The sequence below is a fragment of the Peijinzhouia sedimentorum genome, from assembly GCF_049340005.1.
GTDB lineage: Bacteria > Bacteroidota > Bacteroidia > Cytophagales > Cyclobacteriaceae > CAXBDP01.
Genome location: NZ_JBMPIY010000002.1, coordinates 507,008 through 533,480, shown reverse-complemented (window position 1 = coordinate 533,480; position 26,473 = coordinate 507,008). Strand labels below are relative to the sequence as shown.

The following is a 26,473-nucleotide window of genomic DNA, read 5'->3' as shown; positions in this document are numbered from 1 at the left end:
CCTAATTTGTTGGATAATGTGAAATTAAAGAAATATAGAAACCTTACCTATTTATCGAGACGAAAGGTCTATGGAAATGCTAAGTGGATTAATGGAAAGTTATTCGAAGGCTATTCCTTGTGCCTGAAGATGATAGAGCCCATCGCAACGTTTACGTCGAAGTTGAGTAAGTTCTCATCATCACCTTCATAGTATTGATTGGCGTACAAGTTTTTAGAAATTTCCTTGAAGTTGGAAGGGAGTGTAACAGAACAAAGTGGGGAGCTTTGTAATCTTATTAATATTGGTGATTCAGTAAAAGGCATGATTACCTCTAATTTGCCCGCACCAACGCTTGCAAATATTTCACAACTATTTTCTGATTTGTCTGAGAAGTCTAGAAGGAGCGATCCAAAGCCCACATCGGCTAATATGTGATTAGCCCTAGATTTGTTGATCTTATGGATTTCTAATGATCCCAAATCTACCTGCACTAAAAAGCTGTCCATTTCCACTAAATTAGCATCCCCTGTAAGGTAACCAACTTTCACATCGGCACTCCCGGTATAGATTCTGAGCTTTTCTACTGCCAATCCAGACAAATCCAGGTAGGCATTACCAACACCATAATGTAAATCAAGATCGTATGGTTTTTTATCCGAAAGATAAATATTGTAATTCTGCTTGGATTCAGACCTTTTTGATCCAAGCATTTTCATCGCCAATACATTTTCGGCTTTTCTGTTGCCTCCTTGTAATTTGAATTCAGCATGTAAAATACCTTCCCGCAATTCTGTGCTCATGATGGGATCTAAAAGCTGAGGTTCAGCATTACCATAAACCATTATGGTTTTACCAATATTTCCGGGACGAATAAAGCAGGAGGCGGAAGGAGCGGATAAACTGAATCTGACTCTTTCGAAAGAGTTGTCTTCATGAACCACGTATTGTGTTTTTTTCTGGGCTAGAGCTGCAAAACTAATACAGGTTGCTGCCAAAAATAATATTATCCTAAAATGCATACCTCTTAGAAACGGCTCAGCGGAAAAACTGGTTACAAATTGTAGAAAATAATTTGAGTTTGAGCTAATAAAAAATGGAAGCCAAATCAGCTTCCATTTTTTCTCTATTAATATGTAATATTTTCTAAAAGAATTCTTTTATTTTCTCGAAGAATCCTTTTTCATTTTTACCTGGGTCTGGAGTAAAGTTTGGTGAATCTCTGAGTGATTCTAAAATGGCTTTTTCCTCTTTCGAAAGTTGCTTTGGTGTCCACACATTCACATGTATTAATTGATCACCTCGGCCATAGCCATTTAGTTCTTTAATTCCCTTTCCTCTTAGTCGTAATATTTTACCACTCTGAGTTCCTGGTTCTACTTTTATTTTAACCAATCCATCAATTGTAGGTACTTCTAAGTTTGTTCCTAACGTGGCGTCTATAAAGCTGATGTACAAATCGAATACGATATTGTTGCCATCTCTTTTGAGTTTGTCATCTTCTTTTTCCTCAATTAGGATCAACAAATCACCAGCAACCCCACCAGTTGGAGGCATATTTCCTTTGCCTGTCATTGTGAGTTGCATGCCTTCGCCTACACCAGCAGGGATTTTAATAGAGATAACTTCTTCTTGAGGTTTTAGTCCTGAACTATCCACTCCTGGAGGTCTCTTGTCTATAATTTGACCAGAGCCTTGACAAACTGGACAAGTGCTTGAAGACACCATTTGACCTAACATGGTATTCACCACTTTGCGCACTTGGCCTGCACCTTTACAATGATCGCAACTTTTATATGTAACGCCCTCAGCGGTAACTAGACGACTTACTTTGATTTTTTTCTCCACGCCGTGAGCAATCTCATCTAAGCTAAGTTTAAGTTTGATTCGAAGGTTGCTTCCTTTACGAGTACGTCTACCGCTTCCGCCTCCGCCTCCGAAAAAGCTATCAAATGGACTGCCTCCCCCACCTCCACCGCCGAAGATGTCGCCAAACTGAGAGAAAATGTCATCCATAGACATTCCTCCTCCACTAAATCCACCGCCATTGCCCATACCTGCATGGCCAAAGCGATCGTATTTAGCTTTTTTATCTGGATTGCTAAGTATTTCGTAAGCCTCTGCAGCTTCTTTGAATTTATCCTCAGCTGTAGGGTCGTCAGGATTTTTGTCTGGGTGAAATTTGATTGCAATTTTACGGTATGCTTTTTTAATTTCATCCGCAGAAGCATTCTTATCTACACCTAGTATTTCGTAATAATCTCTTTTAGCCATAATTATGCTCCTATTACTACTTTGGCAAAACGAATAACTTTATCGCCAAGCAAGTAGCCGCTTTCTACAACATCTACAATTTTCCCTTTTAATTCATCTTTAGGAGCAGGTATTTGAGTAATTGCTTCATGCAGGTCGGTTGTGAAGTCACTGCCTTCTTCCAACTCCATTTTCTTCAATCCTTTTTGCTCTAAAGTCTTGATAAGCTTATGATAGATAAGTAGGAAACCATCCAATGCAGGATCTTTATCTTCTGATTGCTCAAATGCTTTCTTAGCTCTAGAGAAATCGTCAACCACAGGAAGAAGTGATTTGATCAAATCTTCATTGGCGGTACTTATTAGCTCTAATCTTTCCTTTGAGGTTCTCCTTCTGTAATTCTCAAATTCTGAAAATAGCCTTAAATGCTTATCCTTAGCTTCGGCAATTTCAATTTCCAATTGCTGTATTTTTTCGGCAGATTCATCAGTTTTCGACTGATTATCATTGGAATTTTCCTCCGGATTTTGATTTTCTGGATTATCCTGGATTAATTCTTCTTGTTCTCCCATTTGTTGTTTTTCGTCGGTTGTTTCTTTGTCCTTTTTCATTGCTCTTAAATACAATCTGAGCCAAGAGGTCAAATTGTTTGCCAAAGGAAATTTTGGTGACAATTTGGCACTACTGCAATTGTTTCCAGAGAATATCTTTTAGTTCATCTATGCCCTCATTTGTCATAGACGATAGACAAAGCTTAGGCAAATCAGCAGGTAGCTTTTTGAGAAGTTTTACTTGATCCTTTTCAGAAATCAAATCTGATTTAGAGATAGCAATTACTCTTTTCTTATCAAGTAGTTCAGGATTGTATTTGGTAAGTTCTTTCAAAAGGATGTTGTAATCCTTTTTCACATTTTCAGAGTCGGCAGGAATCATGAAAAGTAGAATTGAGTTTCGCTCAATATGTTTGAGGAATCTTATGCCCAATCCTTTACCTTCAGCTGCTCCTTCTATAATTCCTGGGATGTCAGCAACTACAAATGACTTGTCATCATAGTAGCGCACCACGCCAAGATTGGGAACCAAGGTGGTAAATGGATAATCTGCAATTTCTGGTTTGGCAGCGGAAATCACTGAAAGCAAAGTCGATTTTCCAGCATTTGGGAAACCAACCAAACCTACGTCGGCAAGAACTTTTAGCTCTAGAATGATCCATTCCTCAATGCCTGGTTCTCCTGGCTGAGCATACCTTGGAGCTTGTTTGGTGGAAGTTTTGAAATGGTCATTGCCCATACCTCCACGACCACCAGGAGTAAGTACGTATTCTTGTCCATCTTCCGTGATCTCAAATCTAGTTTCTCCAGTTTCGGCATCTTTTACTACTGTGCCTAATGGAACTTCTAAGATTACATCCTTCCCATCGGCTCCAGTTTGGTTTTTTGCAGATCCATTAACACCGTCCTCAGCTGTTACGTGCTTTTTGTATTTCAAATGAAGCAACGTCCATAATTGCGAGTTTGCGCGTAGGATTACACTTCCTCCTTTTCCTCCATCACCACCATCAGGGCCGCCTTTTGGGACGTACTTTGCCCTCATAAAATGGATTGATCCTGCCCCGCCTTTGCCTGAACGTGAGCAGAATTTTACGTAATCGATGAAGTTAGAAGAAGCCAAAATTGATGGATTATAAAGAATTAATAATTGTTGAGATATTGTCAAAAATACCATCGATGGTACCCACTCCATTTACCTTATGAAGCTTGCCTTGGGCAGCATAATGCTCAGCTACAGGGAAAGTTTCTTTTTCGTAAACCTGAATACGAGTGTTTATTTTTTCATCATTTTGATCATCCACTCTGCCAGAAGTTTTGCCTCTTTCTTTGATTCTTTCGCGTAGCTCATTATGAGGTACTTCTAAAGAAATCATAGCAGAAACTGGATTACCCTTTTTGGTCAATAGCGCATCTAGAGCCTCAGCCTGAGCAACAGTTCGAGGAAATCCATCGAATATGATTCCTTTTACACTGCCATTTTCATTGATTTTGTCATCGACCATGCCAATAACAACCTCATCTGGAACAAGATGCCCTTCGTCCATATATTTACGGGCTAGTAATCCTAGTTCTGTTCCTTCACTCAAATGCTTACGAAATAGATCGCCAGTTGAAATATGAAGAAGATTGTATTTTTCTATCAATTTGGCACTTTGTGTACCTTTACCTGCGCCAGGAGGGCCAAACAAAATTAAATTCAACATAGGGTTTTTGTTTTGAGAAGACATTGCCTTCATTCTTTCAATTGATATATATGATTAAGATTTCTGCCTAAACCATCATAGTCAAGGCCATAACCTACAACAAATTTATTCGGTATTTCGAAGCCCACGTATTTTACTTCTAAAGGCTTTTTAAGTGAATCAGGTTTTAACAATAAAGTTGCTACTTCTATACTTGCAGCACCTAATTCAGAAAAATCTTCTAAGATTTCCGTCATTGTGAGTCCAGTATCAACTATATCCTCCACAATAATCAAATGCCTTTTAAATACATTTTCTGTTAATCCTACGAGCTTTTTTACTTTGCCTGTACTTTGAGTTTTGCTATAACTTGCCACTTTGATAAATGAAACCTCAGTGTCAATACTAATGTTTCTTACCAGATCTGATGCAAACACAAATGACCCATTAAGTATTCCAATAAGTAGTGGATTTTTGTCGTGATAATCCTCACTAATTTTTTTAGACAGTTCACGAACTCTATCTAGGATTTTGATTTCATCCATGTAGATAGAAAACTCCTTGTCTTTTAATGTAATGGAATTGTAGGTCATTATCTTTTGCAATTTAATTGGAGGATTTTGATTGCTATATTCTCTCCAATAAATGGCGAAATTACAAACTATTTACAGAAGAACGACAGACCTCAAGCGAATAGATTAAAAGCGGGAGGAATTAATCCAACTCTTCAAAGAATTTTTTGTAAAGAGCTAGCATACTTTTCACATCCTTTTTATTCACTTTTTCACTTGGTGTATGCGCTCCATGGATTGGAGCTCCTACAAAACACCAGTCAATAGGATAGGGAGAAGTTTGCAATTCGCGGCCATCACTTGAACCTCCCGCTTCTACCTCTCGCTGAAATGGGATCTCCGATCTTTCAGCAATTGAAGTTATTTTATCAATAAATTTCTTTCTAGGTAAATTAATGTCTCTCAGTGATATAGCAGTTCCTTTTCCATGATGCACGCCATCAGTTACCCAAGTGATATCTGAAATTAGAGCCTTTTGTACTCCAAATTCTTCTACCATGAATTTAGCTAAAAAGGGTACGCTTCCACCACCATGTTCTTCCCAAGTGCTGAATACTAGCAAGCCATTTTCTAAGGTTTCTGCCAATTTCAATAAATTGAATACCCCCAAGCGATTGTCCAAATATGCAGTGGTGATATAATCTCTAGTTTCTTTGAAATCCACCTCATAGGAAAGCGGAGTACCCGATGCGATACCCCTACCAAATTGATAAAAAGCATGCCCTTCTGGATCGGAAATGAGCTTGCATCTGATCAAACCAAGTGAATCCTCACCCACAAGAAATGTCCCATCTTCCGCATCCGGTGAGCCTACTGATACCAATTGGTTTTCGTAGCGAACTGTAAAGCCGACAGTATCAATATGAGCAAAAGCAGCCAATTTTGGCTTGCCAAATGCCAACACAAGTGTATCCTGAAAACCGTCACCATAATATAGTGTAGGTTGTTTATCCCATTTGGGCGAGGTCTCTTTCACATATTCGATAATAAAATCTCGGATGTTTGCTTCGTCACCAGATGTGCCTTGTACTTCGCAAAGCTGCTTTAATAGATCATATTCCTTCATTATTTGCAAAGCTAACAGCTAATTGATTGAAGAAGGATTTTTTATCTATTTTTGTCATCTTAAATCATCCATCATGCTATTCAATTTATCAGAATCAGCTTCCATTGCAAGCCATTTCCTTTCTGAAATCCGGGAAGTCAATATCCAAAAGGATAGACTTAGATTTAGAAGAAATATGGAAAGACTGGGCGAAATTCTAGCCTATGAATTGTCCAAGGAATTAGACTATTCTCCAGCGCATGTGAGTACCGTTTTGGGCGAGGCAAGTTTTGATGAATTGCGAGAGTTTCCTATTATTATTACCATCCTGAGAGCAGGATTACCGCTTTATCAAGGAATTTTAAATTACTTCGATAGGTCTGACTCTGGCTTTGTAGGAGCTTACCGAGCGCATAAAGGAACTGAGCCTGAATTCGAAATCAAAACTGATTACTTAGCTTGCCCAAATTTGGATGATCGTATTTTGATTTTAGCCGACCCAATGTTGGCAACTGGCCGATCTTTGGTAGATGGGATGAATATGATTTTGAAAAATGGCAAACCAAAGTTTGTTCATATTGTGTCTGTCATTGCTACCCCAGAAGGTATTCGGCATTTGAATGAAAACTTTCCTGTTCCTTTTAAAATTTGGACAGCAGCAGTAGATGCAGGACTCAATACGAAATCCTACATTGTTCCTGGATTAGGCGATGCTGGAGATTTGAGTTTCGGAGATAAACTATAAAAAGGAAATCATTATTATGCAGGATTATTTACTGCTCTTGGCAGGATTAGTTGTATTAATAGCGGGAGGTGAAGGATTGGTTAGAGGAGCCTCTTCTTTAGCGCTAAAGTTCAGTATTTCACCACTAGTGGTAGGATTGACAATCGTAGCTTTTGGCACCTCAGCGCCCGAATTATTGATAAGCCTTACCTCTGCACTCAAAGGCAGTCCCGATTTGGCTATGGGAAATGTAGTAGGCTCCAATATCTGCAATATTGCTCTAATCCTTGGTTTAACGTCGATAATTTCCCCAATGGGCGTAAGTAAAGACTCCCGTCTGATCGATTGGCCTGTATGCATGGGCGCCTCGTTGCTACTTTACTTCTTTGTGCTCAATGGAATTCTCACTTGGATTGAAGGTAGCATATTTGTTTTCTTGTTGGTAAGCTACAACGTGTTTCTCATTCGTAAATCGCGTAAAGCAAACAAGCAATTGGAAGGATATGTAGCGGAAAATCATAGTACAAAGTCTTATTTGAAAGATATTTCCTTCATACTTATTGGAGTGGTAGGCTTATATTTTGGGGCAGAATGGTTTGTCGAAGGAGCGAAAAATATTGCAACTTTGATGGGTATAAGCGAAAGAGTAATAGGCCTTACTGTCGTGGCACTAGGTACAAGTTTGCCCGAATTAGTTACTTCAGTTGTGGCTGCATTTCGAAAGCAAATGGATATGGCTTTGGGCAATATTATAGGGTCAAATGTTTTTAATGTCTTAAGCATTTTGGGGATTACTAGCATTATCATCCCTATTCAAGTATCGCCAGATATCATTCGTGTAGATATGATTTGGATGCTCATCATTACTGCTATGCTTTTCCCGATGATGGTTTTATTTAGAAAAATTACCAGAGTGGAGGGATTTATTTTATTAGGCACTTATGTTGCATACGTGCTTACGGTAATGAATTAATATGACCCTAGACCTTTTCTTGCAGTATTTCGCAATTTTTTCAGCGAGTATTTTCAAATTTATAGCTGGCCCAATATTGGGGATGACCACAGGCACTGATAGTTGGATTACAGCTTTGCTTACGGCGGGAGGTATGATGACTGGTGTAATCGCCATCACCATTGCTGGCAAACCAATGAGAACTTTCATCAATAAGAAGTTCTTTTCAAAAAGAAAGAAATTTACAGCTAAAAACAGACGCTTCGTCAAGTTGTGGGGCAGTTATGGTGTATTTGGTGTTTCTTTTCTTACGCCTGTTATTCTCAGCCCAATTGGCGGGTCATTACTAGTTGCGAGTATGGGTGGCAAAACCTCCCGCATTCTCCTTTGGATGTCGGTGAGTGCAATCTTTTGGGGAATTATCTTCTCCCAAGGCATTTTCTTATTTGCCGATTATTTCAAATCTTAATTTTGGGGTGGTTCCGTGGAATTGCTATTCTTCCAAATTCTCATCAGGCATTATTTCTATATCCTGAATAAGCACTCTTTTAGAAATTCTTTTACCTGTAGTAGTCGCTGCAAGTCCACCTAAAGCGGTTTCTTTATACCTAGCTTCCATGCTTTGGCCGATTTCGCCCATTGCTTCCACACATTCATCTACAGGAATTACAGCATCTACATTGGCTAGGGCAATTTGAGCGGATGAAAAGGCAATAGCTGCGGCACTGGCATTTCTTACCACACATGGGATTTCCACCAAACCTGCCACAGGATCGCAAACTAAGCCTAGCATACATTGGATGGTAATGCCCACGGCATTGAAAATTTGATCTACATTTCCACCCAAACAATAAACCAAAGCGCCGGAACCCATTGCAGCAGCTGAGCCAGTTTCTGCTTGGCAGCCGCCCACTGCTCCAGCCAATGAAGCTTTTTTCTCGATAATCAATCCTATGCCAGCTGAAATTAAAATACCCTCCAACATTTTTTGATCATCGGTATTGTGGATTTCTTGCATAGTTGTGAATATACCTGGTAAAATGCCCGAAGCTCCCGCAGTAGGAGCGGCAACCACTTTACCCATACAAGAATTTACTTCTTTGGCCGCTAATGCTCTAGATATTAGTTTTTTAAATTCAGGCGTCAGCACATTCAATGGGTGGTTATAAACCTTTTTTGCGCCGTTATTGATCATCCCTGAACGGGAGGTCATGTCTTCTTCAAGGCCAGTTTTCACAGCGTCTTTCATTACATCATATGCCTTTTGTAATCCTTCATAAATGGCCTCTTTATTTGTGCCTTTCTGCGAAATTTCAAATTCGAGTACAGTATCAAATAAAGTCTGATTATGCTCTTGGGCGTAATTTTTCCAGCCCTCGAAGGAGTCAAATAGAAATGCCATGATTCAATTATTTTGGGTCTACTCTCAATACGAATGTCGGCAATTTACGTTCGAACTCAATGGTAATAGCCAATAGATATATTTATTCCCTTACTATATTTGCGCCATGAAATTGAAAAACGACTTGATATTAAGAGCCGCTCGTGGTGAAAAGACAGAAAGAACACCTGTATGGATGATGAGACAAGCCGGAAGGATATTGCCAGAATATAGGGCTGTGCGGGAGAAAATGAGCGGATTTATCGAGTTGGCCAAAACACCTGAGCGAGCTGCCGAAGTAACTTTGCAACCGGTAGATCTGCTTGGTGTAGATGCTGCCATTATCTTTTCCGATATTTTGGTAATACCCGAAGCAATGGGTTTGCCTTACGAAATGGTTGAAAAGAGAGGTCCATTTTTCCCAAATACAGTTCGGACGCAAGCAGATTTATCCAAAATAAGAATTTCAAATGCTGCAGAAGATTTGAAATATGTGACTGATGCTATCAAAATAACTAAAAAAGAGCTGAATGGACGTGTACCTTTAATCGGTTTTGCTGGTGCACCTTGGACGATTTTTGCTTATATGACGGAAGGTTCCGGCAGCAAAACTTTCTCTACGCCGCGTATGCTGTTGTACAATGAGCCTGCTTTTGCGCATCAATTATTGCAGATGATTACGGACAGCACCATTGATTACTTGAAAGCTCAAATTGCTGCTGGAGCAGATATGGTTCAGCTATTCGATTCATGGGCTGGGATATTGCCAGCCTATCATTACAGCGAATTTAGCATGCGATATATTCGACAAATATGTGAGGCAATTACAGAAGTGCCTGTAACTGTATTTGCAAAAGGCGCATTCTTCGCGCTTGAAGAAATGGCCGATTTGCCTTGTCGTACCATCGGATTAGATTGGAATATGGGAATAGAAGCAACAAGGAAAATCATTGGTAATGATAAAACATTGCAAGGAAATTTAGATCCTGCTGCACTTTATGGCACATCAAAAGAAGTGCAAAAAGCTACAGAAAGAATGTTGGATCAGTTTGGGCCTCATAAGCATATTGCCAATTTGGGACATGGCTTGTATCCGGATATTAATCCACACAATGCCAAGGTGTTTGTAGAAACTGTGAAGGAATATAGCTCAAAAATGCCTCGCTAGAATCAGTGGGATGGACACTTTTCAACCGTCCTCCGTCAACCCATTTTCCTTCATCAACGTTTGCCGTATTCCGTTAGCTAAAAATATCCACCAAAAAATCACCAAAATCACCACCAAAAACAGTCCTGAATTTCCTTCAATTTCCAAAGCCTAATCAGCTCATTATCCATGCACATTTCGTCCAGTTTTAGCCCAAATTATGCCCAAATCAACCAACCTCTTTGCAGAAAGTCATTTTCTCGGAAATATTCAAATACTATTATTTTCAATAAGTAAATTGAAAATATGAATTTTTTTTCACTCGATTTTAGCCCATTTTAGTGGGTGTTTACCTTAGGGTTTCCTTGTGCTTTCCTTGTCTTCCCATTGTGCTTTAATTGTACGGAACCTCGCACAAAACGAATAAAGCGAATAAAACGCAGAAAGTACCATAAAACGAAAAAAACGAATATCACGAAAAATGTGCAATAAACGCATATTACGAATAAAACGCACATTCATTTTTTTATCCCTAAAGGATTCATCAAATTAGTTCAAAGCCGAAGCAAACCACCCAAAATGGAGGGTGCTGCCAGGCAAAAAAAATACGATGATCATTGAGCGAAATTTGACTCAAAATCGCAAATTTTCGCCTAAAGATCAATGCCCAAAATACGTCCAATTTTTTAAAAAGACCCTCAAGGTTTCGAAAACCTTGAGGGTCTCCCACCGCACTCATTTTTTTCAACGGAACGAAATAGACCGAAGTTTGGAGCTAGGCTCCAAGATTCTCATCACGACCCAATCATTCAACAAGGTATCCCACTTCCTTGCATAGCCAAGTTGATGTTGAAGAGCTCTCGATGCATCGTAAGAAAAGCTATAGTACACCCCAATGTATTCGCATTGACTGACCAATAACCGCCTCTTGATTGGGTTGAAACTCCTTGAAAAGGTTCATTTACTTGGTATAATCAGCAATAAATACTCTAGTCATCTCTTGTAAGGAGGCAATTTCTTCATCAGTTGAGCCAGAGCCGATATGCTTAAGAATTACACGCTTACTGTCTTGATAGCTCTAAACCTAGACAGCCTGAGATGTCCCCTTTGTTTTTACAACTCTTATGTGCAGCATTTGACCCTATTAGTGCGGTCAAACTAACTGAAAAATGAGATATCTTGTTGTAAATCAATCCCTATTTTTTTGAAAGACTCAGATGTGGACAAGTCAGGAAGGAATATAGCTCAAAATGCCTCGCTAGAATCAGCGGGAGAAAATCTACTCTAAGATGTTTTTCTTTATTGCCTCTTCCATTAGCCTTTCTTTTGGAACTGGCACTACGCCTATATATTCACAAACTAAGCCGCCACCAAGATTTGCCAATGCAGCTAATTGTTTGGAGGGCATTTTCACGGCTAAGCCAATTGCCGCAATACTAATTACCGTATCTCCTGCGCCGGATACATCTGAAATAAGGCGAATATGAGCCGGAATCCATGTTTTTTCTTTGCCAGTGTCATAATAGAGTCCTTTTTCGGAAAGTGTTACGAGCACTTGTTCGGCATCTAATTCCTCCCGCAATTTTTCTACTGCAAGCTGTATATCAGCTTCATTAGATGAATCAATATCTATCTTAAGGCCTTCACGGAGTTCTTTCAAATTTGGTTTGAAAAGCGTGACTCCTTTGTAATTTAAGAAATTGACCTTCTTTGGATCAACTACCACAGGGATATTATGCGCATTGGCAATTTCGATGGTTTTGACAATGATATCGGGAGTAATTGTTCCTTTATCATAATCTTCGAAAATGATTACATCCGATTCTGGAATAAGCTGGCTAATTAATTGAGTGAGACTTCTTTCTTCCAATGCTTGAAGTGGGAGGTCGGATTCCGTGTCAACGCGAAGCATGTGCTGTGAGCCAGAAAGTATCCGTTCTTTAAGAGTAGTAATTCTTTTGTTGCTCTGGATAATTCCACGTGTTTGCATTCCACGTGTTTTCATTATTTGGATAAAGTCGCTACCATCTTTGTCATCACCTATGATGGAGCAAAGAATGGGTGTCGCTCCTAATGCAAGTACATTAAGAGCAACGTTTGCTGCACCACCAAGTCTCTTTTCTCTTTTGACTGCATGTACAACAGGCACTGGAGCCTCAGGAGAAATTCTATCCACTTTGCCCCAAATGTAGGAATCCACCATTACGTCGCCAATAATCAATGCTTTGGCACCTTTGAAGGATTCGAATAGATTTTCTACCGAGCTCATATCAGTTTACTAATTATTTTAAGGTTACTAGTAAATTCTTAATCCTTTTCAATGCATCGATAAGGTCGTCATTGGAAGCGGCAAAAGAAATACGAATACACTCTGGTGAACCAAATGCGCCACCTGTTACCACAGAAACATGGGCTTCTTTCAGGATATAAAGGGCCAATTCGTCGGCATTATTGATGGTAGTAGTTCCATCACTCTTGCCGAAATAATGGCTCACATCCGGGAATGCATAGAAGGCGCCTTCTGGGTCATTCATTTTGATATTTGGTATTTCACTTAGCCGATCCATCACTAGTTTTTTGCGCTCCTTATACACTTTACCCATTGCAATAGTAGGGCTTAGATCTCCAGAAATAGCAGCTAGAGCAGCTCTTTGTGCGATGCTACATATACCCGAGGTGAACTGACCTTGAATTTTTTCGCAAGCTTTGGCAATGCTAACAGGAGCTGATACATAGCCAACTCTCCAGCCTGTCATGGCAAATCCTTTCGAAAAGCCATTTACAGTAATAACTTGATCTTTTACTTCAGGGAATGTACCAATGCTAATATGTTTGCCGCTGAAATTGATGTGTTCATAAATTTCATCTGCAATAATAAACACATTTGGATGCTTGCTCATTACTTGCGCAATGGCTTTTAGTTCATCTTTAGAAAATACCGCACCTGTTGGATTGCAAGGTGATGAATAAATAATGGCTTTGGTTTTATCAGTAATTGCAGCCTCTAATTGTGCTGCTGTGGCTTTGAAACCTTGCTCTACTCCGCCATGAATATATACTGGAGTACCTTCTGCTAATTTGATGATTTCCGCATAGCTCACCCAAAAAGGGCTAAATACAACTACTTCATCACCAGGGTTTAGTAAGCACATCATCACGTTGGCGATTGACTGCTTAGCACCAGCTGATACAACGATGTTCTCAGCTTGAGATTCGAGACCATTTTCCTCCCGCAATTTTTTAGCAATAGCTTGTCTCAAATCTGGGTAGCCTGCTACTGGTGGGTAGGTAAACCATTTCCCCTCATCTACAGCATCTTTTGCAGCTTCGCGAATATGATCTGGTGTAGCAAAATCAGGCTCTCCAAGGCTTAGGGAGATTACATTTACACCTTGAGACTTCAGCTCTCTAGCTTTGGCGGCCATAGCCAAAGTTGCTGATTCTTCCATGTTTTTTATTCTATTAGATAGAAATTCCATTGCGTATTTTTCTGATAAAGTAAAGACTAATTCGTCCGCAAATAAAGGGATTTTATGTGTTGAGTTAAAATTATTGTTCGTAAAGGGTTCTACTCAGGATACTCCGTCCTAATGTTATTTCATCGGCATATTCAAGTTCACCTCCTATCGGGATCCCACGGGCAATTGTGCTAATTTTGACTCCAGCATCTTTTAGTTTTTTGGTGATATAAAATGCCGTAGTATCACCCTCCATAGTTGATGGGAGCGCAAAAATAATTTCCTTGATTTCGCTTCCTTCTGCAAATACTCTGTGAATAAGGCTTTCAATTTTTAAGTCACTTGGGCCAACTCCTGATACAGGTGAAATAATGCCGCCTAGCACATGATATTTGCCCTGATATTGGGAAGTATTTTCAATCGCCAATACATCTTGAATATTTTCTACCAAACAAATGATGCTTGGGTCTCTTTTGTGCGAAGAGCAGATTTGGCAAACCTCAGCATCAGAGATATTGTGACACTGCTTACAATAGTGAATGTCTTTTCTTAAATGTGTGATTGCCGCGGCAAGGTCGGTCGTCTCTTGTTCGTTTTCTTTGAGGAGGTACAATACCAGCCGTAATGCAGTCTTTTTTCCAATGCCAGGAAGTTTCGAAATCTCATTTACGGCATTTTCTACCAGCTTGGAAGGGAAGTTCATTTAGTATGTTTGGATTAAAGTACTGCTGCGTTAATGCCAGCGTCAAGTATTGCTTCTTTCATTGGCACTAATTCTTCTTCTGTGCCTTTTTTTACTGAGCACTTACCTTTATAATGGATAATTAGCGTGCATTGTTCTGCCTGATGCTTGCTATGTTTGCATACTTTAATGAGTGTGTCGATTACATGATCGAAGGTATTTACTTCATCATTAAATACAACTAGCTCTTTGTCATCAACCAGTTCAAGGGTTTCGGTGACTACTTCTTCCTGATATTTGGTTAATTCGATTATCATATGAACTATTTATTGGCAAAATTAAAGAAAAATGAACAATTTGGCCGCTTTCTAATTCGCAAATGAATCCACTCGTTACATTATCTATACTTGCAGCCTATTTTGGAGTATTACTCCTGATATCTTATTTCACTGGTAAAGGTGCTACAAATTTAACCTTTTTTACTGCCAATCGCCAAAGTCCTTGGTATTTGGTGGCATATGGGATGATTGGAGCATCACTTTCAGGAGTTACTTTTATCTCAGTGCCCGGCGAAGTTGGTGCTACAGCCTTTTCATATTTTCAAGTAGTGTTGGGCTACATGGTAGGCTATTTTGTAATAGCGACTGTATTGATGCCGCTGTATTACAGAATGAACACGCTCACAATTTATGGGTATTTGGAGCAGCGATTTGGTTTCTGGGCATATAAAACAGGTGCTTTCTTTTTTATTTTAAGTAGAGTTGTTGGTTCTTCTTTTCGATTGTTTTTAGTAGCAAGCGTATTGCAATTAGCTGTTTTCAATGCTTGGGAAGTTCCGTTTTGGGTTTCGGTTTTGGTTACGGTAATTCTTATTTGGCTTTACACCTTTCGTGGTGGCATCAAAACCATTGTGTGGACGGATACATTGCAGACCACTTTTATGCTTTTGGCCGTTCTGGCAAGTATTCGCTTAATTTCCAATGAGCTTGATTTCAGTTTTACAGAAATGATTTCCTCCGTAAGAGAAAGTGAATATTCTCAAATCTTCTTTTGGGATTGGAAGGATGGCAAGAGTTTTTTCAAGCAATTCACCTCTGGTGCTTTTATAGCTATTGTGATGACAGGATTGGATCAAGATATGATGCAAAAAAACTTGACCTGCCGCAATCTGAAAGATGCTCAGAAAAACATCTTCTGGTTTAGTCTCACACTAATTATTGTCAACTTATTTTTCCTAGTATTGGGTGTATTGCTATATCAATATGCATTTGCCAAAGGAATTGATATCCCCCTTCGCACGGACAATCTGTATCCAATGTTGGCATTAGATTATTTTCCTACGGCAATAGGTATTCTCTTTTTGTTGGGAATTACTGCTGCAGCATATTCTAGTGCTGATTCAGCTATGACTGCACTTACAACTAGTTTTTGTGTAGATATTCTGGGATTGGATGGAAAAGAGAATGAAAATGCAGGTCAGAAAACAAGGATGAAAGTACATGTTGGTTTTACTATTGTCATTTTTGCTGTGATAATCCTCTTCGAAATAATGAATGACGAAAGTGTAATCAATTCGATATTCAAAGCTGCCGGGTACACATATGGGCCACTATTGGGTTTGTATTCATTTGGCTTGATGATGAAGAGAAATATTAAAGATAAATGGGTGCCATTGGTTTGTATAATCTCGCCTATTATGAGCTTTATTATCAATCTTAATTCTGTAGAATGGCTAAATGGCTATCAATTTGGGTTTGAGATTTTAATCCTCAATGGCTTGCTCACATTTATAGGCTTGCTATTTATATCAAAAAAAGCGGGAGGTTGATAGGATTGGAATAATCTGACCCAATTACAACAGCTCAATGGCTGGATCCCAAAAATGCTTTTCGAAATCTACTACTTGGTCGTTTTCTACTTTCACACCTTCAGCTTCTAGTAATGCTTGCATTGCAGTGGGTGTTTGGAAAAAATGCTTGCCAGTAAGTAGACCAATTCTATTCACTACTCGTTGGGCTGGCACATCGGGATGTGGGTTTTTATTTAATGCCCAACCCACCATGCGAGATGAACTTTTGGCACCGAGATATGCTGCTATTGCTCCGTAGGTGGTTATCCTCCCGCTCGGGATGAGCTTGGCTACATCTAAAACAGCTTGATAAAACTCTTTACCTTTCATTCTCTATCTGTTCAGAATTTTTTATCACCGTTTGGATCACCTCTTTAATCTTTCTCAATATTTTTCCCTTAGCCTGATCATTTTTCTGACTTAGCTCCACCGAAAACTCATAAGCTATACCTTCCTTTTTTATTTCTTTTATTAAAAGGTTATCTGAATTTTCTACCAGTAAAGAATTGTGTTCAGAGATGCCTTCCAAAATGGCAGCGTTAAGAGCCTCATCCGTAATGGAATGATTACTTGGAAGCTCAAATCCGAAAGTGACTTTTCGAAGGCTCAATTCTGAATAACTTATTAATTGTCCTGTGATGATTGCACTATTGGGGATCAATATTTTGTCTCCATCGATATTTTCCAATACGATATTGAGGAAATTGATATCGATGATTTTCCCATTGTATTCACCTATTTTAATGTAATCGTTTAAAGCAAGCTGATCACCAAACATCATGATAAGTCCATTGATCATATTGTTAATGTAATCTTTCGAAAGGATTGCAATTGCTGCTGCTACAATAGTGATGGAGGTGAAAAATTTCTCTACATCCACCCCAGATGTAATCAATAATGCCAGTATTAAAATGAAATTGGTTAGGAAAGAAGCAATTCTATTGATGCCAAGTAGAAAAGTGTCTTTAAATTCTGAATTTCTGTTTTTGCGTTTCAGATAGAAATAAACCAATACAATACGCCCAATGGAGATAAGCAATGCACCAGAAAGATAAAATAGCAAGCCATCGATAAGACTTGATGGAATATTCCATTCTCGCAATTGATTTGAATAGCTATTTCTAAAATAAAGTAAGCTAAAAAGGATAATTAATTTCAGTATAAAAAAGCCTCTTCTTCTAAGCTCTTTTTTGTTAAAAAGGTCACTTTTGCTCTTCATAAGAGTATTAATTGATTTTGAATTCTGTACGAAATTGGTTCTTTGTTATAGCTATGAACCCTTTACATTATAATTGCTGTTAATCGTTATCATTAAAAGCAAAATGGACTTACTTTTGCAGTCTAATTTAACTCCAGCGTTCAGTCCGGTAAATATACTGAACAATAATAGAGCAAATGGCAAATACCCAATCCGCACTTATAAGAAAAACTGAAAAATTATTAGTAGAAGTTGGCCTTATCACGCGCTTTATTGGTCGCTACTTTAGGGAAGTTTTCACTGGGCCGTTCGAACTACGCGAAACGGTAAGACAATGCTATGAGGTTGGCTACAAAGCCCTCCCGCTCATTAGCGTTACTTCACTAATTGTAGGCTTGGTTTTTACAAGACAATCGAGACCATCACTTGAAGAATTCGGTGCAGCTAGTTGGTTGCCGGCTTTGATTTCTATTGCAATCGTAAGAGCATTAGGGCCGCTGATTACAGCCATTATTTGCGCAGGTAAGGTAGGTTCTCAAATAGGAGCAGAGCTTAGCTCGATGAAAGTAACTGAGCAAATAGACGCAATGGAAGTGAGTGGTTCTAAGCCATTTAGATATTTAGTGGTTACGAGAGTTACTGCTATGACATTGATGCTGCCAGTATTGGTTGCCTATGCAGATACAGTCGCTTTATTTGGCGGTTATTTGTCTGTAAGTGGGACAGAGCTCACTTCGATACAGTTATACTTTAATCAAGTATTTGAGGCAGTTAGTTTTTTGGATGTAGTGTCCTCATTTATTAAGTCTTTATTTTTTGGGATGTGTATTGGTTTAGTAGCCTCGTATAAAGGCTACAATTCTACTAAAGGCACCGAAGGAGTGGGTAAGGCTGCCAATACATCTGTTGTAGTCTCCATGTTTTTGATATTCATATTGGAGCTATTTGCTCTTCAAATCACTAATCTTTTCCGTTGATAATGACTCCAGCAGCAAAAGATACTAAAGAAACAGTAATTGAGATCAAAGGTCTAAAGAAGGCTTTTGGAGACTTAGTAATACTTAGGGATGTAAACTTGAGCCTAATGAAAGGTGAAAACCTTGTGGTGTTGGGTAGATCAGGACAAGGTAAATCTGTGTTGATCAAGTGTATTGTAGGTTTGTTGCAAGCAGATAGCGGTAGTATAAATGTATTAGGTAAAGAAGTAACTCAGCTTAATACCAATGAGTTGGATCAATTACGATTGAAAGTTGGATTCAATTTTCAGAATAGTGCGCTTTACGATTCAATGACAGTACGTGAAAATTTAGAATTTCCACTTGTACGAAATGGATTGCGAAAATCACGCAAAGAAATGGGCAAACTGGTGGAGAAATCATTGGAAGATGTAGGTATGCTACCAGCCATCGATCAAATGCCTTCGGAGCTTTCTGGTGGCATGAGAAAGCGGGTGGGTGTAGCACGAACACTAATTTTGCAACCAGAAATTATGCTTTATGATGAGCCTACTGCAGGCTTAGATCCTATTACGGCAAAGGAAATTAATGACCTGATATTAGAGGTGCAGGAGCGATTCCAAACCTCATCCATAATTATTACTCATGATATCACTTGTGCAAAAGACACAGGAAATAGAGTAAAAGTACTAATGGATGGTCTGTTTCAGGCGGAAGGTTCATTTGAAGAAGTTTCCAAAACCACAGACCCTAGAATAAAACCATTCTTCGATTACAACGCTTAAATTATATGGCAAACGAAAATAAAAATAGAGTTAAACTGGGCATATTCGTTACTGTAGCGATTATTTTCATCACCATTGGTGTGTTCAGTATTGGTAATAAAAGTAAGCTTTTCGTGTCCACAATTACAATTCATGCAGAATTCAACGATGCTGGTGGATTGATGGGAGGTAATAACGTTCAGTTTTCTGGAGTAAAAGTCGGTACTGTTAAAAAGGTGACTATAATTGCCGAAAACCAAGTGAGCGTAGAAATGGCAGTGGAAGAGCGCTTGAAAGATTTTATTAAAAAAGATGCAAATGCGAAAATTGGATCTGACGGTCTAATTGGTAATACTATAGTTGTAATTACTGGAGGATCCTCATCTAGTCCTGGTGTGGAAGAAGGAGATTTTCTTACTGCAATTCAAAGTGTAGATACAGAGGACATGATGGCCACTTTGCAAAAAAACAATGAAAATCTTGTTGGTATCACCGAGCAATTGGGCGTTTTACTAGAAGGCTTGAATAAGGGAGAAGGAACTTTGGGTAAACTATTTAAAGATACGACCTTATATACCAACCTTAATCAGACAGTAGAGGGCTTAGACGAAGTGCGTAGAAGTAGCTTGGTTGTAACAAACGAATTGCAAAAGTTAACTACCAAGCTTAATTCAGAGGACGGTTTAGTACATGCCTTGTTTGAAGATGAATCAATGGTAGTAAGCTTGAAAGCTACGTTGGCCAATTTGGAAAAAACTGCTAATCAAGCTGATGCAATTACAGCAGATGTGAAATTGCTTACAGAAAAACTCAACCAAGGAAATAATGCCTTAGACTTACTTACCAACGACCCTGAATTTGCAGAGTCTTTAAGGTCTATGATGCAATATTTGGAGTCAAGTTCTGTTAAACTTGATGAGAACATGAAGGCATTGCAATCGAATTTTCTATTCCGAGGCTATTTCAGAAGACAAGAGAAAGAAGCAGATAAGGAGAACAATTAATTTGAAATAGTGCGTTTGCCTTTCGTCTTTTAAAAAATGAAAACCATGAAAGCCATTTTCACATTTTGTCTAGTGCTTTTTTCAAGTACTTTGTTGTTTGCGCAAAACACAGAAAGTAGACCTCTTGCAGATTTTTTCGAAATAAGAGTAAATGATGGCATTGAGGTCGAACTTATAAAATCTGATAATCCCAGAATAGAAATTGAAACGGAAGGAGTAAGTACCGATAAGGTAGTCACAGATTTGTCTAGCGGGAGGTTAAGAGTAAGAATGCGTATTGGGGTATATCCTGGTGTGCAAGTGAAATGTAAGGTATATTATCAAGACTTGACTTTGATTCAGGCAATGGCTGCGGGCGAAATTACTAGCAAGGAAAATTTTGAAGTGGACAGATTGAGCATTACGGCAAATGCGGGAGGAATTGTAAATCTTCATGTAGAAGCTCGTCGATTATCGTTAGAGACAATGGCTGCAGGTAGAATTTCCTTAAGTGGTTCCGCCGATTTGGCCATGATAAATGCTGGTACAGGCGGTTTAATCGAAGCCTTTAGCCTTATGGCAAATGAAGCTGAAGTAAGAGCTAATACAGGTGCATCTGTAAATGTAAATGTAAAAGATGGCCTAAGCGGTAGGTCTAGCACAGGAGCGCAAGTGAATTATAAAGGTTCGCCTTCAAGTTTATCAGTAGAAACTCAATTGGGTGGTACAATTAATCGTGCTTATTAGTAAATTGAGAGATTAAACGCTGAAGCCATGAAAATCCTAAAGTCTATAATTCTAGCAACGCTCATTATTCTTGTTACTAATGTTTCTCAAGCACAATCATCAGATGCTGATCAAGTAAAGGAGCTAATTGAAAAACTATTCGATGCCATGCGAGCTTCAGATGCTGAGTCGCTTAGCAGTTGTTTTCATGAATCAGCCAAAATGCTCACTGCGATGGTTGATGAGCAAGGAAATACCCGATTGGCAGAGTCTATTGTAAGCGGATTTGCAGATGCAATTTCAAAAGCGGAAGAGGGAACTTTGGACGAACGAATTACGGGTTGGGATATCAAGGTAGATGGCCCAATGGCAATGGCTTGGACGAATTATGAGTTTTATAGAGGAGATACATTTAGCCACTGTGGAGTAAATAATTTCACGCTTTTCAAGGATAATGGTAATTGGAAAATCATCCAAATAATAGATACAAGAAATAGAACTGGCTGTAAATAATAGCTGGGATTAAATTAGAAGAACCAAAGCTTAATGGCCAATGTGAATACGGTTACCACTAGGAATCTCTTGATCCAAACATCGCCTTTGTTCACCGACCATCTTGAGGCCACCCAGCCACCACCTGCGCTTCCTCCCGCCAATATCAACCCCCAAATCCAGTTTACCTGATCTTCATAAATAAATACAACCAATGAGGATAATGTAAAAAATAAGGCTACGAAAACCTTAGCGCTGTTCGTTTTTACCAAGCTAAATCCATTGATCATAGTAAGCGCTGGAATCATTAAAAAGCCAACTCCTGCTTGAATAAAACCTCCATAGATTCCAATAAAGAAGAAGACAATAACTCCATAAGCCTGATGTTTGAAATCTAGTTTTTCCACTTGAGTTTTTACTGACTTACTGCTGAAAACGGTTAATAGAATTACTGCCACCATAATTACGGCGAGAATTCGGTTGAATACTTCTCCATCAATATTCACGGCGAACATTGCTCCCAATAACCCTCCAAAAAACGATGAAATACCCAGCCATATGCTATAAGGGTAAGCAGAAACGCCTTTACTTTGAAATCCGGCAACACTAAAAATATTTTGTATGAATACGGCAACTCTGTTGGTGGCATTTGCGACTGTAGGAGGCAAGCCAAGAAATATAAGTAGAGGTAAACTAAGGAGCGATCCTCCTCCGGCAATGGTATTGAGGAAGCCTGAAGCAAAGCCAACTACGAGCACCAAAAGAATTTCCCAAAGCTGCATGATTTACTTGCTTTGTATTTCTTCTAGCCTTTCAATTAATAGAGTGCAGTATTTTTCAACGTAATCTGCAAGCTGCTCAATTTGTGCTTCATCAAATGATGGGCCTTCTAATAATAATTTCCCATCCTCTAATTTGTCAGCTAACTCTGGTAAATCTAGCATGTCGATATTTGCTTTATGCTTATGTCTAATTTCGCGCAATCGAGTTAAATTATGTTCCCTTAAATACTGGTTATATAAGATTCTTAATTCATGCAGTGAGCTGATATAGAGCTTAGTGAGCTCTTCCATAAAGAAAGTATCGCCTTGAGTAAGCTGCGTAATTTTTTCTTTAATTTTATCCTTTGGTAATATAATCTTATTAAACTGAGACTCTTCATTTAGCACTTCTTTACCTTCAGAATATTTGGAAATAATATCCATTAGCTCAGTGGGACTGAAAGGCTTGGTAATGAATTCATTCATTCCAGCATTTGCTACTTTCTCTTTAATTTCGCCGTAAGAAGCTGCTGTAAGTGCAATAATTGGTATTTCAGCATAATGAGAATTTATTTGCCTAATAGATTTGGTGGCTTCATAACCATCCATTTCAGGCATTTGCAAATCCATTAAAATAATGTCGTATGTATTCGCTTGAGCTTTTTCTAAGGCGATTCTTCCATTATCAGCCAAATCTGGGTAGATTCCCCATTTTTGTAGATATTTAGAAGCTACCAGTTGATTGACTTCGTTGTCCTCTACTAATAGTACATTCAATGAAAAAGTTAAATTGCTAGTCAAGCTCAATTGATTGTTTATTTGATTTAAAACTTCTTTTGGGGTTGGTCTGCAAGATATAGTTTTTCTAATATTATTGGTCAATTGTTTTCTTCAAATTGTGGTTAATGGTAATTCTCCTCATTTTTCAAATCAAAAAAGCTGATATTGTTGTTTATACTTAAATTTATGATTGATAATTTTCAACTAGATTGAATGTGTCATTTAAGGTGAACTTTATTTTGGGTCAAATAAATCATGAAAAATATATTACCCCTTACAATGCAAAAAATTCTAATTGCGATTTCAATTATTATTTGTACAAGTTTGAACTCATCATTGAGTGCTCAACAAAAAGCTATAACAACTTTAACTGCAGGAGGTAATGTATCAATTTTTAAAATTCAAGACTCAGGAATGAGTCCTGTTCAATACAATGGAGTTATACCTGGTTTACAAATGAGTTTGGAAAGAATAAAACCAAATTCGATTTCAACGTTGCAGATAAGTGTTGCAAAGGGCGTGATAAATGCTAAAGGTAGGAGAGATGGAAAAGTCAGCCGTGTAAATCAAGATGGCTTCGAAGTGTATTATTCTTATTTGAGGAAATTACCAAATAGAGATCAAGACAGATGGAGAATTTTTGCGGGGTTGCAAATTGGAACAATGCTTAGATATCGAATTCATAATAAATTGGCAAACAGTGCTAGATTATATGAAAGTATAAGTTTTGTTGGGCCATCTGTAAAAGCAGAAAGAAGTCTCAGACTCTTAGGTCTGCCATTGTCATTTGGTGTACGACTTCAAGTGCCTGCTTTTGCGGCAGTTCTAAGGCCTTCTATTACCAATTTGTCTAATTATTTAGGTCAAGATAATGATGAATTTAAAAGTCGTTTTGAAGAACATGGTTTTACCTCCTTTAATAATTTGTTAATGATTCAGTCTGCATTATCATTGAAATACAAATTGAAAAACCTTGATGAAATTCAATTAAATTATAATTGGGAGTTTATTGATTATACTAAGCCAAATGAGATGCAAAGTGCTAATCATTTGATAGGTATTGGTTATGTCAAATTATTTGGAACTAGACTAAAAAAGGTTGGGAATGAATAAAATGAATCTTGTGATGATTTTTGAGCGGTTAACAAGAAAGTTGATATTAACAATATTTTGTTTTTATATATTATGTTTTTCTGCCTGTGAAATGGTGCTTTTTGATGAAACTGTGCCTAATGATCCCGTTTCAAATTTCGAAATACTTTGGAATACGATGAATGACCGATATGCTCTTTTTGAAGTCAAAAACATTGACTGGGATAGTGTATATCAGATTTACCGTCCCTTAGTCAATAGTAGTATGAGCAATAATGAATTGTTTGATGTCTGCTTCGAAATGCTCTCTACTTTAGAAGATGGGCACATTTACTTAAGAGGAGATAGTGACAGAAGAGAATATGTTTTTTTGCCAAATGTAGATCAAACTGTGTTCAACAAATCAGCTTTATTCGCCTACTATCTAAGCAATAAAAGTGAAACTGTAGATGGAATGATATATCGTGACTTTGAAGATATTGGCTACATTTTCTACGAAAGTTTCACAAGTAATCTTACTGATAAAGGGCTCGATGAGGTTTTTGAAAAGTTCAAGGATAAAAAGGGTTTGATAATAGATTTACGAAACAATTCTGGCGGCAATCCTGATAATGCTTTCAAACTTGCAGAAAGGCTTGTTACTGAAAGACGAGAGGTAATCCATTCTAAAGTGAAAATTGGATCCGGTAGGAGTGATTTTTCAGCGACGGAGATTTTTAATGTGGCTCCTAAGCCAATTGGATTTGATGGTCCCGTAATTATTCTCACAAGTGGCATCACTTTCAGTGCGGCTAATTTGTTTGTAGCGATTATGCATAATTACGATCATGTTGACTTAATTGGAAGAACGTCTGGAGGAGGTGGAGGCATACCTGCTGTTTATGAATTACCAAATGGCTGGACATTCTCTTACAGTGCATCACTTATTACTATGCCTGATGGATATGTAATTGAAAATGGCTTCAATCCTGATATTTTCGTCCAAATTAGCTCTGGCTTTATTTTGATAGGCAGAGATACAATTCTTGAATATTCAATCAATAATTTGCGCAACAGATCCAATTGAAATTAGCATTTTACATATCTATAATCACTTGTTTATTAGTGTCTTGTTCAAAGTCAGAGAACTTGAGGATAGAGCTGCGAAATGTGGATTTTGATAGATTTGGAACCTATTGGTATCAGGGAAAAGCCGAGCTTAATTCTTATGAGCTTACTCAATATCGATATGGTGAATCAGTGCAAGGAGAGGCAGTGCTCATTTTTGTGACTGAAGATTTTTCTCGTAGCAAAAAGGTGAAAGTAGATAAAATTGATGCTGAGGATGAAGGTCAGGTAAAGGTGATGAAGCTAAATTCCACCCGCGATTTTCTTACAGGAATTTATCCTTATCATATGATGTCCTCTACTTTCACACCTATTTATAATGATGAGCAAAGTCTTAAAATCACTGCTTCGTCGCAGGAATGGTGTGGACAATCCTTTACATTGCTAGAGCGGGAGGATATTGGGTTCGAAGCGACCCTTCATTCTTATTTCGAATCAGAAGCAAATTTTACATCTACTGTTTCTGGCGTGTTAGAAGATGAGTTATGGAATCTTATTCGATTAAATCCTAATTTATTGCCAGAAGGAGAATTTATGGCTGTGCCAGGGGCCTTATCCCAACGAATGTCCCATGCCGAATTGAAAGCCTATAACGCCAATGCAGAGTTAGTAGATTCAAAAATTGAATTTATGAATGTGGATCGCCTAACGAAGAAATACAGTATCAATTATCCCGAAATTGGCCGAGAGTTAATGATCTATTTTGATGCGGAATTTCCTTTCGAAATTCTGGCTTGGGAGGAAAAATCATCCTCCCGCGATCAAGGATATACCCGAGCTATTCGCAAAGGTAATTTGATGCTGGATTATTGGAAACGCAACTCACCAGCAGATACCGTTTGGCGAGATTCTTTGAATTTGAGGTGATTTATTTTTCCACCTCTAATACGGATTTAATCAAATTGTAGTCATCCAATAGATCTTGTTCCTTGATTACCACATCGGTCATGGTGATGCCTAGAAACTGGGCTACTTTTCGCATACTTTCAGGTATATTATTCAAATCCATGTTTAGTAAACTAGAAAGCATCATATTTCCATAATCGTTATAGTCATTTTGTAATGTGTAAAGCTGGTTATTTCATTTTCTGGTGTCAGCCCAGTTTGAAACTACAAACCCGAGATAAACGCCGATCATTACAGGAATAATTTGGATGAAAATATCACCTATTTTCCGCTTCATTGTATTTGTCCTTTTAGGGCTTTTGGCCACAACTAGTAATTTTGAATTACTCCTAAATGATATATTACCTTTTGATTATAAGGGTAATGGGAAAGCAATAGCTATTACAAATTAATAAACCAACAGCAATTCTTTGAGCTAATAAATAGAGATTTT

The 26,473-nt window shown here is 38.2% G+C and carries 30 protein-coding genes; 13 read left to right on the top strand and 17 right to left on the bottom strand.

The genetic code is table 11. The features are described 5' to 3' along the window. Positions 1 to 110: 110 nt before the first annotated feature. From ACOXY8_RS05615 to ACOXY8_RS05585, 7 genes are all read right to left on the bottom strand, one after another. Positions 111 to 977, bottom strand: a complete 867-nt coding sequence (locus ACOXY8_RS05615; protein ID WP_458330568.1) for a hypothetical protein — start codon at positions 975 to 977, stop codon at positions 111 to 113. A 148-nt stretch (positions 978 to 1,125) separates the two neighbouring features. After that, a complete protein-coding gene (gene dnaJ / locus ACOXY8_RS05610; protein WP_458330567.1) occupies positions 1,126 to 2,253 on the bottom strand; it encodes a molecular chaperone DnaJ in 1,128 nt (375 codons plus the stop codon). A gap of 2 nt (positions 2,254 to 2,255) precedes the next feature. After that, complete coding sequence (locus ACOXY8_RS05605) at positions 2,256 to 2,843, bottom strand: nucleotide exchange factor GrpE (RefSeq protein ID WP_458330566.1); 588 nt, start codon at positions 2,841 to 2,843, stop codon at positions 2,256 to 2,258. A 70-nt stretch (positions 2,844 to 2,913) separates the two neighbouring features. Continuing rightward, complete coding sequence (gene obgE, locus ACOXY8_RS05600) at positions 2,914 to 3,903, bottom strand: GTPase ObgE (protein WP_458330565.1); 990 nt, start codon at positions 3,901 to 3,903, stop codon at positions 2,914 to 2,916. Positions 3,904 to 3,913: 10 nt separating this feature from the next. Then, complete coding sequence (locus ACOXY8_RS05595; RefSeq protein WP_458330564.1) at positions 3,914 to 4,486, bottom strand: adenylate kinase; 573 nt, start codon at positions 4,484 to 4,486, stop codon at positions 3,914 to 3,916. 29 nt (positions 4,487 to 4,515) lie between these two features. Beyond that, positions 4,516 to 5,058, bottom strand: coding sequence for a hypoxanthine phosphoribosyltransferase (gene hpt / locus ACOXY8_RS05590; protein ID WP_458330563.1), 543 nt, complete (start codon positions 5,056 to 5,058; stop codon positions 4,516 to 4,518). A gap of 121 nt (positions 5,059 to 5,179) precedes the next feature. Beyond that, positions 5,180 to 6,103: an aminopeptidase gene (locus ACOXY8_RS05585; protein ID WP_458330562.1), complete on the bottom strand. Its 924-nt coding sequence runs from the start codon at positions 6,101 to 6,103 to the stop codon at positions 5,180 to 5,182. A gap of 73 nt (positions 6,104 to 6,176) precedes the next feature. Between ACOXY8_RS05585 and upp the strand changes: the two genes are divergently transcribed. The 3 genes from upp to ACOXY8_RS05570 are packed head-to-tail and all read left to right on the top strand — an operon-like array spanning position 6,177 to position 8,227. Beyond that, positions 6,177 to 6,827 carry a uracil phosphoribosyltransferase gene (gene upp / locus ACOXY8_RS05580; RefSeq protein WP_458330561.1) on the top strand — a complete coding sequence of 217 codons (651 nt, stop codon included), beginning with the start codon at positions 6,177 to 6,179 and terminating at the stop codon, positions 6,825 to 6,827. A 16-nt stretch (positions 6,828 to 6,843) separates the two neighbouring features. Then, positions 6,844 to 7,779, top strand: a complete 936-nt coding sequence (locus ACOXY8_RS05575; RefSeq protein ID WP_458330560.1) for a calcium/sodium antiporter — start codon at positions 6,844 to 6,846, stop codon at positions 7,777 to 7,779. Position 7,780: 1 nt separating this feature from the next. Beyond that, positions 7,781 to 8,227, top strand: coding sequence for a hypothetical protein (locus ACOXY8_RS05570; RefSeq protein WP_458330559.1), 447 nt, complete (start codon positions 7,781 to 7,783; stop codon positions 8,225 to 8,227). Between the two features lie 24 nt (positions 8,228 to 8,251). Here ACOXY8_RS05570 and sdaAA read toward each other — a convergent pair whose 3' ends face one another. After that, positions 8,252 to 9,160, bottom strand: coding sequence for an L-serine ammonia-lyase, iron-sulfur-dependent, subunit alpha (gene sdaAA, locus ACOXY8_RS05565; RefSeq protein ID WP_458330558.1), 909 nt, complete (start codon positions 9,158 to 9,160; stop codon positions 8,252 to 8,254). Between the two features lie 106 nt (positions 9,161 to 9,266). Here sdaAA and hemE point away from each other — a divergent pair, with 106 nt between their 5' ends. Beyond that, positions 9,267 to 10,307 (top strand): uroporphyrinogen decarboxylase, encoded by a 1,041-nt coding sequence (hemE, locus tag ACOXY8_RS05560; RefSeq protein WP_458330557.1) that lies wholly within the window; start codon positions 9,267 to 9,269, stop codon positions 10,305 to 10,307. 1,258 nt (positions 10,308 to 11,565) lie between these two features. Here the strand turns inward: hemE and ACOXY8_RS05555 are convergent. The 4 genes from ACOXY8_RS05555 to ACOXY8_RS05540 form a co-directional block, all read right to left on the bottom strand. Next, positions 11,566 to 12,555 (bottom strand): bifunctional heptose 7-phosphate kinase/heptose 1-phosphate adenyltransferase, encoded by a 990-nt coding sequence (locus ACOXY8_RS05555; RefSeq protein WP_458330556.1) that lies wholly within the window; start codon positions 12,553 to 12,555, stop codon positions 11,566 to 11,568. A 13-nt stretch (positions 12,556 to 12,568) separates the two neighbouring features. Next, positions 12,569 to 13,735, bottom strand: coding sequence for a pyridoxal phosphate-dependent aminotransferase (locus ACOXY8_RS05550; RefSeq protein ID WP_458330555.1), 1,167 nt, complete (start codon positions 13,733 to 13,735; stop codon positions 12,569 to 12,571). 100 nt (positions 13,736 to 13,835) lie between these two features. Then, positions 13,836 to 14,447 (bottom strand): recombination mediator RecR, encoded by a 612-nt coding sequence (gene recR, locus ACOXY8_RS05545; protein ID WP_458330554.1) that lies wholly within the window; start codon positions 14,445 to 14,447, stop codon positions 13,836 to 13,838. Between the two features lie 14 nt (positions 14,448 to 14,461). Then, a complete protein-coding gene (locus ACOXY8_RS05540; RefSeq protein ID WP_458330553.1) occupies positions 14,462 to 14,743 on the bottom strand; it encodes an ATP-dependent Clp protease adaptor ClpS in 282 nt (93 codons plus the stop codon). A gap of 62 nt (positions 14,744 to 14,805) precedes the next feature. Between ACOXY8_RS05540 and ACOXY8_RS05535 the strand changes: the two genes are divergently transcribed. Next, positions 14,806 to 16,254 (top strand): sodium:solute symporter, encoded by a 1,449-nt coding sequence (locus ACOXY8_RS05535; protein WP_458330552.1) that lies wholly within the window; start codon positions 14,806 to 14,808, stop codon positions 16,252 to 16,254. 24 nt (positions 16,255 to 16,278) lie between these two features. Here the strand turns inward: ACOXY8_RS05535 and ACOXY8_RS05530 are convergent, their stop codons facing one another. Beyond that, positions 16,279 to 16,605, bottom strand: a complete 327-nt coding sequence (locus tag ACOXY8_RS05530) for an MGMT family protein (protein ID WP_458330551.1) — start codon at positions 16,603 to 16,605, stop codon at positions 16,279 to 16,281. Next, a complete protein-coding gene (locus ACOXY8_RS05525; RefSeq protein WP_458330550.1) occupies positions 16,595 to 17,494 on the bottom strand; it encodes a mechanosensitive ion channel family protein in 900 nt (299 codons plus the stop codon). The genes ACOXY8_RS05530 and ACOXY8_RS05525 overlap by 11 nt, the downstream gene beginning before the upstream one ends. Before the next feature lie 176 nt (positions 17,495 to 17,670). Between ACOXY8_RS05525 and ACOXY8_RS05520 the strand changes: the two genes are divergently transcribed. From ACOXY8_RS05520 to ACOXY8_RS05500, 5 genes are read left to right on the top strand one after another with little or no spacing between them, the layout of a single operon-like run. After that, on the top strand, positions 17,671 to 18,450 hold the full coding sequence (locus ACOXY8_RS05520) for an MlaE family ABC transporter permease (protein ID WP_458330549.1): 780 nt from the start codon (positions 17,671 to 17,673) through the stop codon (positions 18,448 to 18,450). Positions 18,451 to 18,452: 2 nt separating this feature from the next. After that, positions 18,453 to 19,214 carry an ABC transporter ATP-binding protein gene (locus ACOXY8_RS05515; protein WP_458330548.1) on the top strand — a complete coding sequence of 254 codons (762 nt, stop codon included), beginning with the start codon at positions 18,453 to 18,455 and terminating at the stop codon, positions 19,212 to 19,214. A gap of 5 nt (positions 19,215 to 19,219) precedes the next feature. Continuing rightward, positions 19,220 to 20,197 carry an MlaD family protein gene (locus ACOXY8_RS05510; RefSeq protein WP_458330547.1) on the top strand — a complete coding sequence of 326 codons (978 nt, stop codon included), beginning with the start codon at positions 19,220 to 19,222 and terminating at the stop codon, positions 20,195 to 20,197. A gap of 36 nt (positions 20,198 to 20,233) precedes the next feature. Continuing rightward, on the top strand, positions 20,234 to 20,923 hold the full coding sequence (locus ACOXY8_RS05505) for a head GIN domain-containing protein (protein ID WP_458330546.1): 690 nt from the start codon (positions 20,234 to 20,236) through the stop codon (positions 20,921 to 20,923). A 27-nt stretch (positions 20,924 to 20,950) separates the two neighbouring features. Next, on the top strand, positions 20,951 to 21,415 hold the full coding sequence (locus tag ACOXY8_RS05500; RefSeq protein WP_458330545.1) for a nuclear transport factor 2 family protein: 465 nt from the start codon (positions 20,951 to 20,953) through the stop codon (positions 21,413 to 21,415). Positions 21,416 to 21,429: 14 nt separating this feature from the next. Here ACOXY8_RS05500 and ACOXY8_RS05495 read toward each other — a convergent pair whose 3' ends face one another. After that, positions 21,430 to 22,176 carry a sulfite exporter TauE/SafE family protein gene (locus ACOXY8_RS05495; protein WP_458330544.1) on the bottom strand — a complete coding sequence of 249 codons (747 nt, stop codon included), beginning with the start codon at positions 22,174 to 22,176 and terminating at the stop codon, positions 21,430 to 21,432. Between the two features lie 3 nt (positions 22,177 to 22,179). Next, positions 22,180 to 22,956, bottom strand: a complete 777-nt coding sequence (locus tag ACOXY8_RS05490) for a response regulator (protein WP_458330543.1) — start codon at positions 22,954 to 22,956, stop codon at positions 22,180 to 22,182. A gap of 234 nt (positions 22,957 to 23,190) precedes the next feature. Here ACOXY8_RS05490 and ACOXY8_RS05485 point away from each other — a divergent pair, with 234 nt between their 5' ends. From ACOXY8_RS05485 to ACOXY8_RS05475, 3 genes are all read left to right on the top strand, one after another. Then, positions 23,191 to 24,048: a hypothetical protein gene (locus ACOXY8_RS05485; protein ID WP_458330542.1), complete on the top strand. Its 858-nt coding sequence runs from the start codon at positions 23,191 to 23,193 to the stop codon at positions 24,046 to 24,048. Then, positions 24,041 to 25,093, top strand: a complete 1,053-nt coding sequence (locus tag ACOXY8_RS05480) for a S41 family peptidase (protein WP_458330541.1) — start codon at positions 24,041 to 24,043, stop codon at positions 25,091 to 25,093. The genes ACOXY8_RS05485 and ACOXY8_RS05480 overlap by 8 nt, the downstream gene beginning before the upstream one ends. A 62-nt stretch (positions 25,094 to 25,155) precedes the next feature. Then, positions 25,156 to 26,001: a hypothetical protein gene (locus ACOXY8_RS05475; RefSeq protein WP_458330540.1), complete on the top strand. Its 846-nt coding sequence runs from the start codon at positions 25,156 to 25,158 to the stop codon at positions 25,999 to 26,001. A gap of 1 nt (position 26,002) precedes the next feature. On the opposite strand, the gene ACOXY8_RS05470 is transcribed toward ACOXY8_RS05475, so the two are convergent. Then, on the bottom strand, positions 26,003 to 26,143 hold the full coding sequence (locus tag ACOXY8_RS05470; protein ID WP_458330539.1) for a hypothetical protein: 141 nt from the start codon (positions 26,141 to 26,143) through the stop codon (positions 26,003 to 26,005). Positions 26,144 to 26,473: the final 330 nt, after the last annotated feature.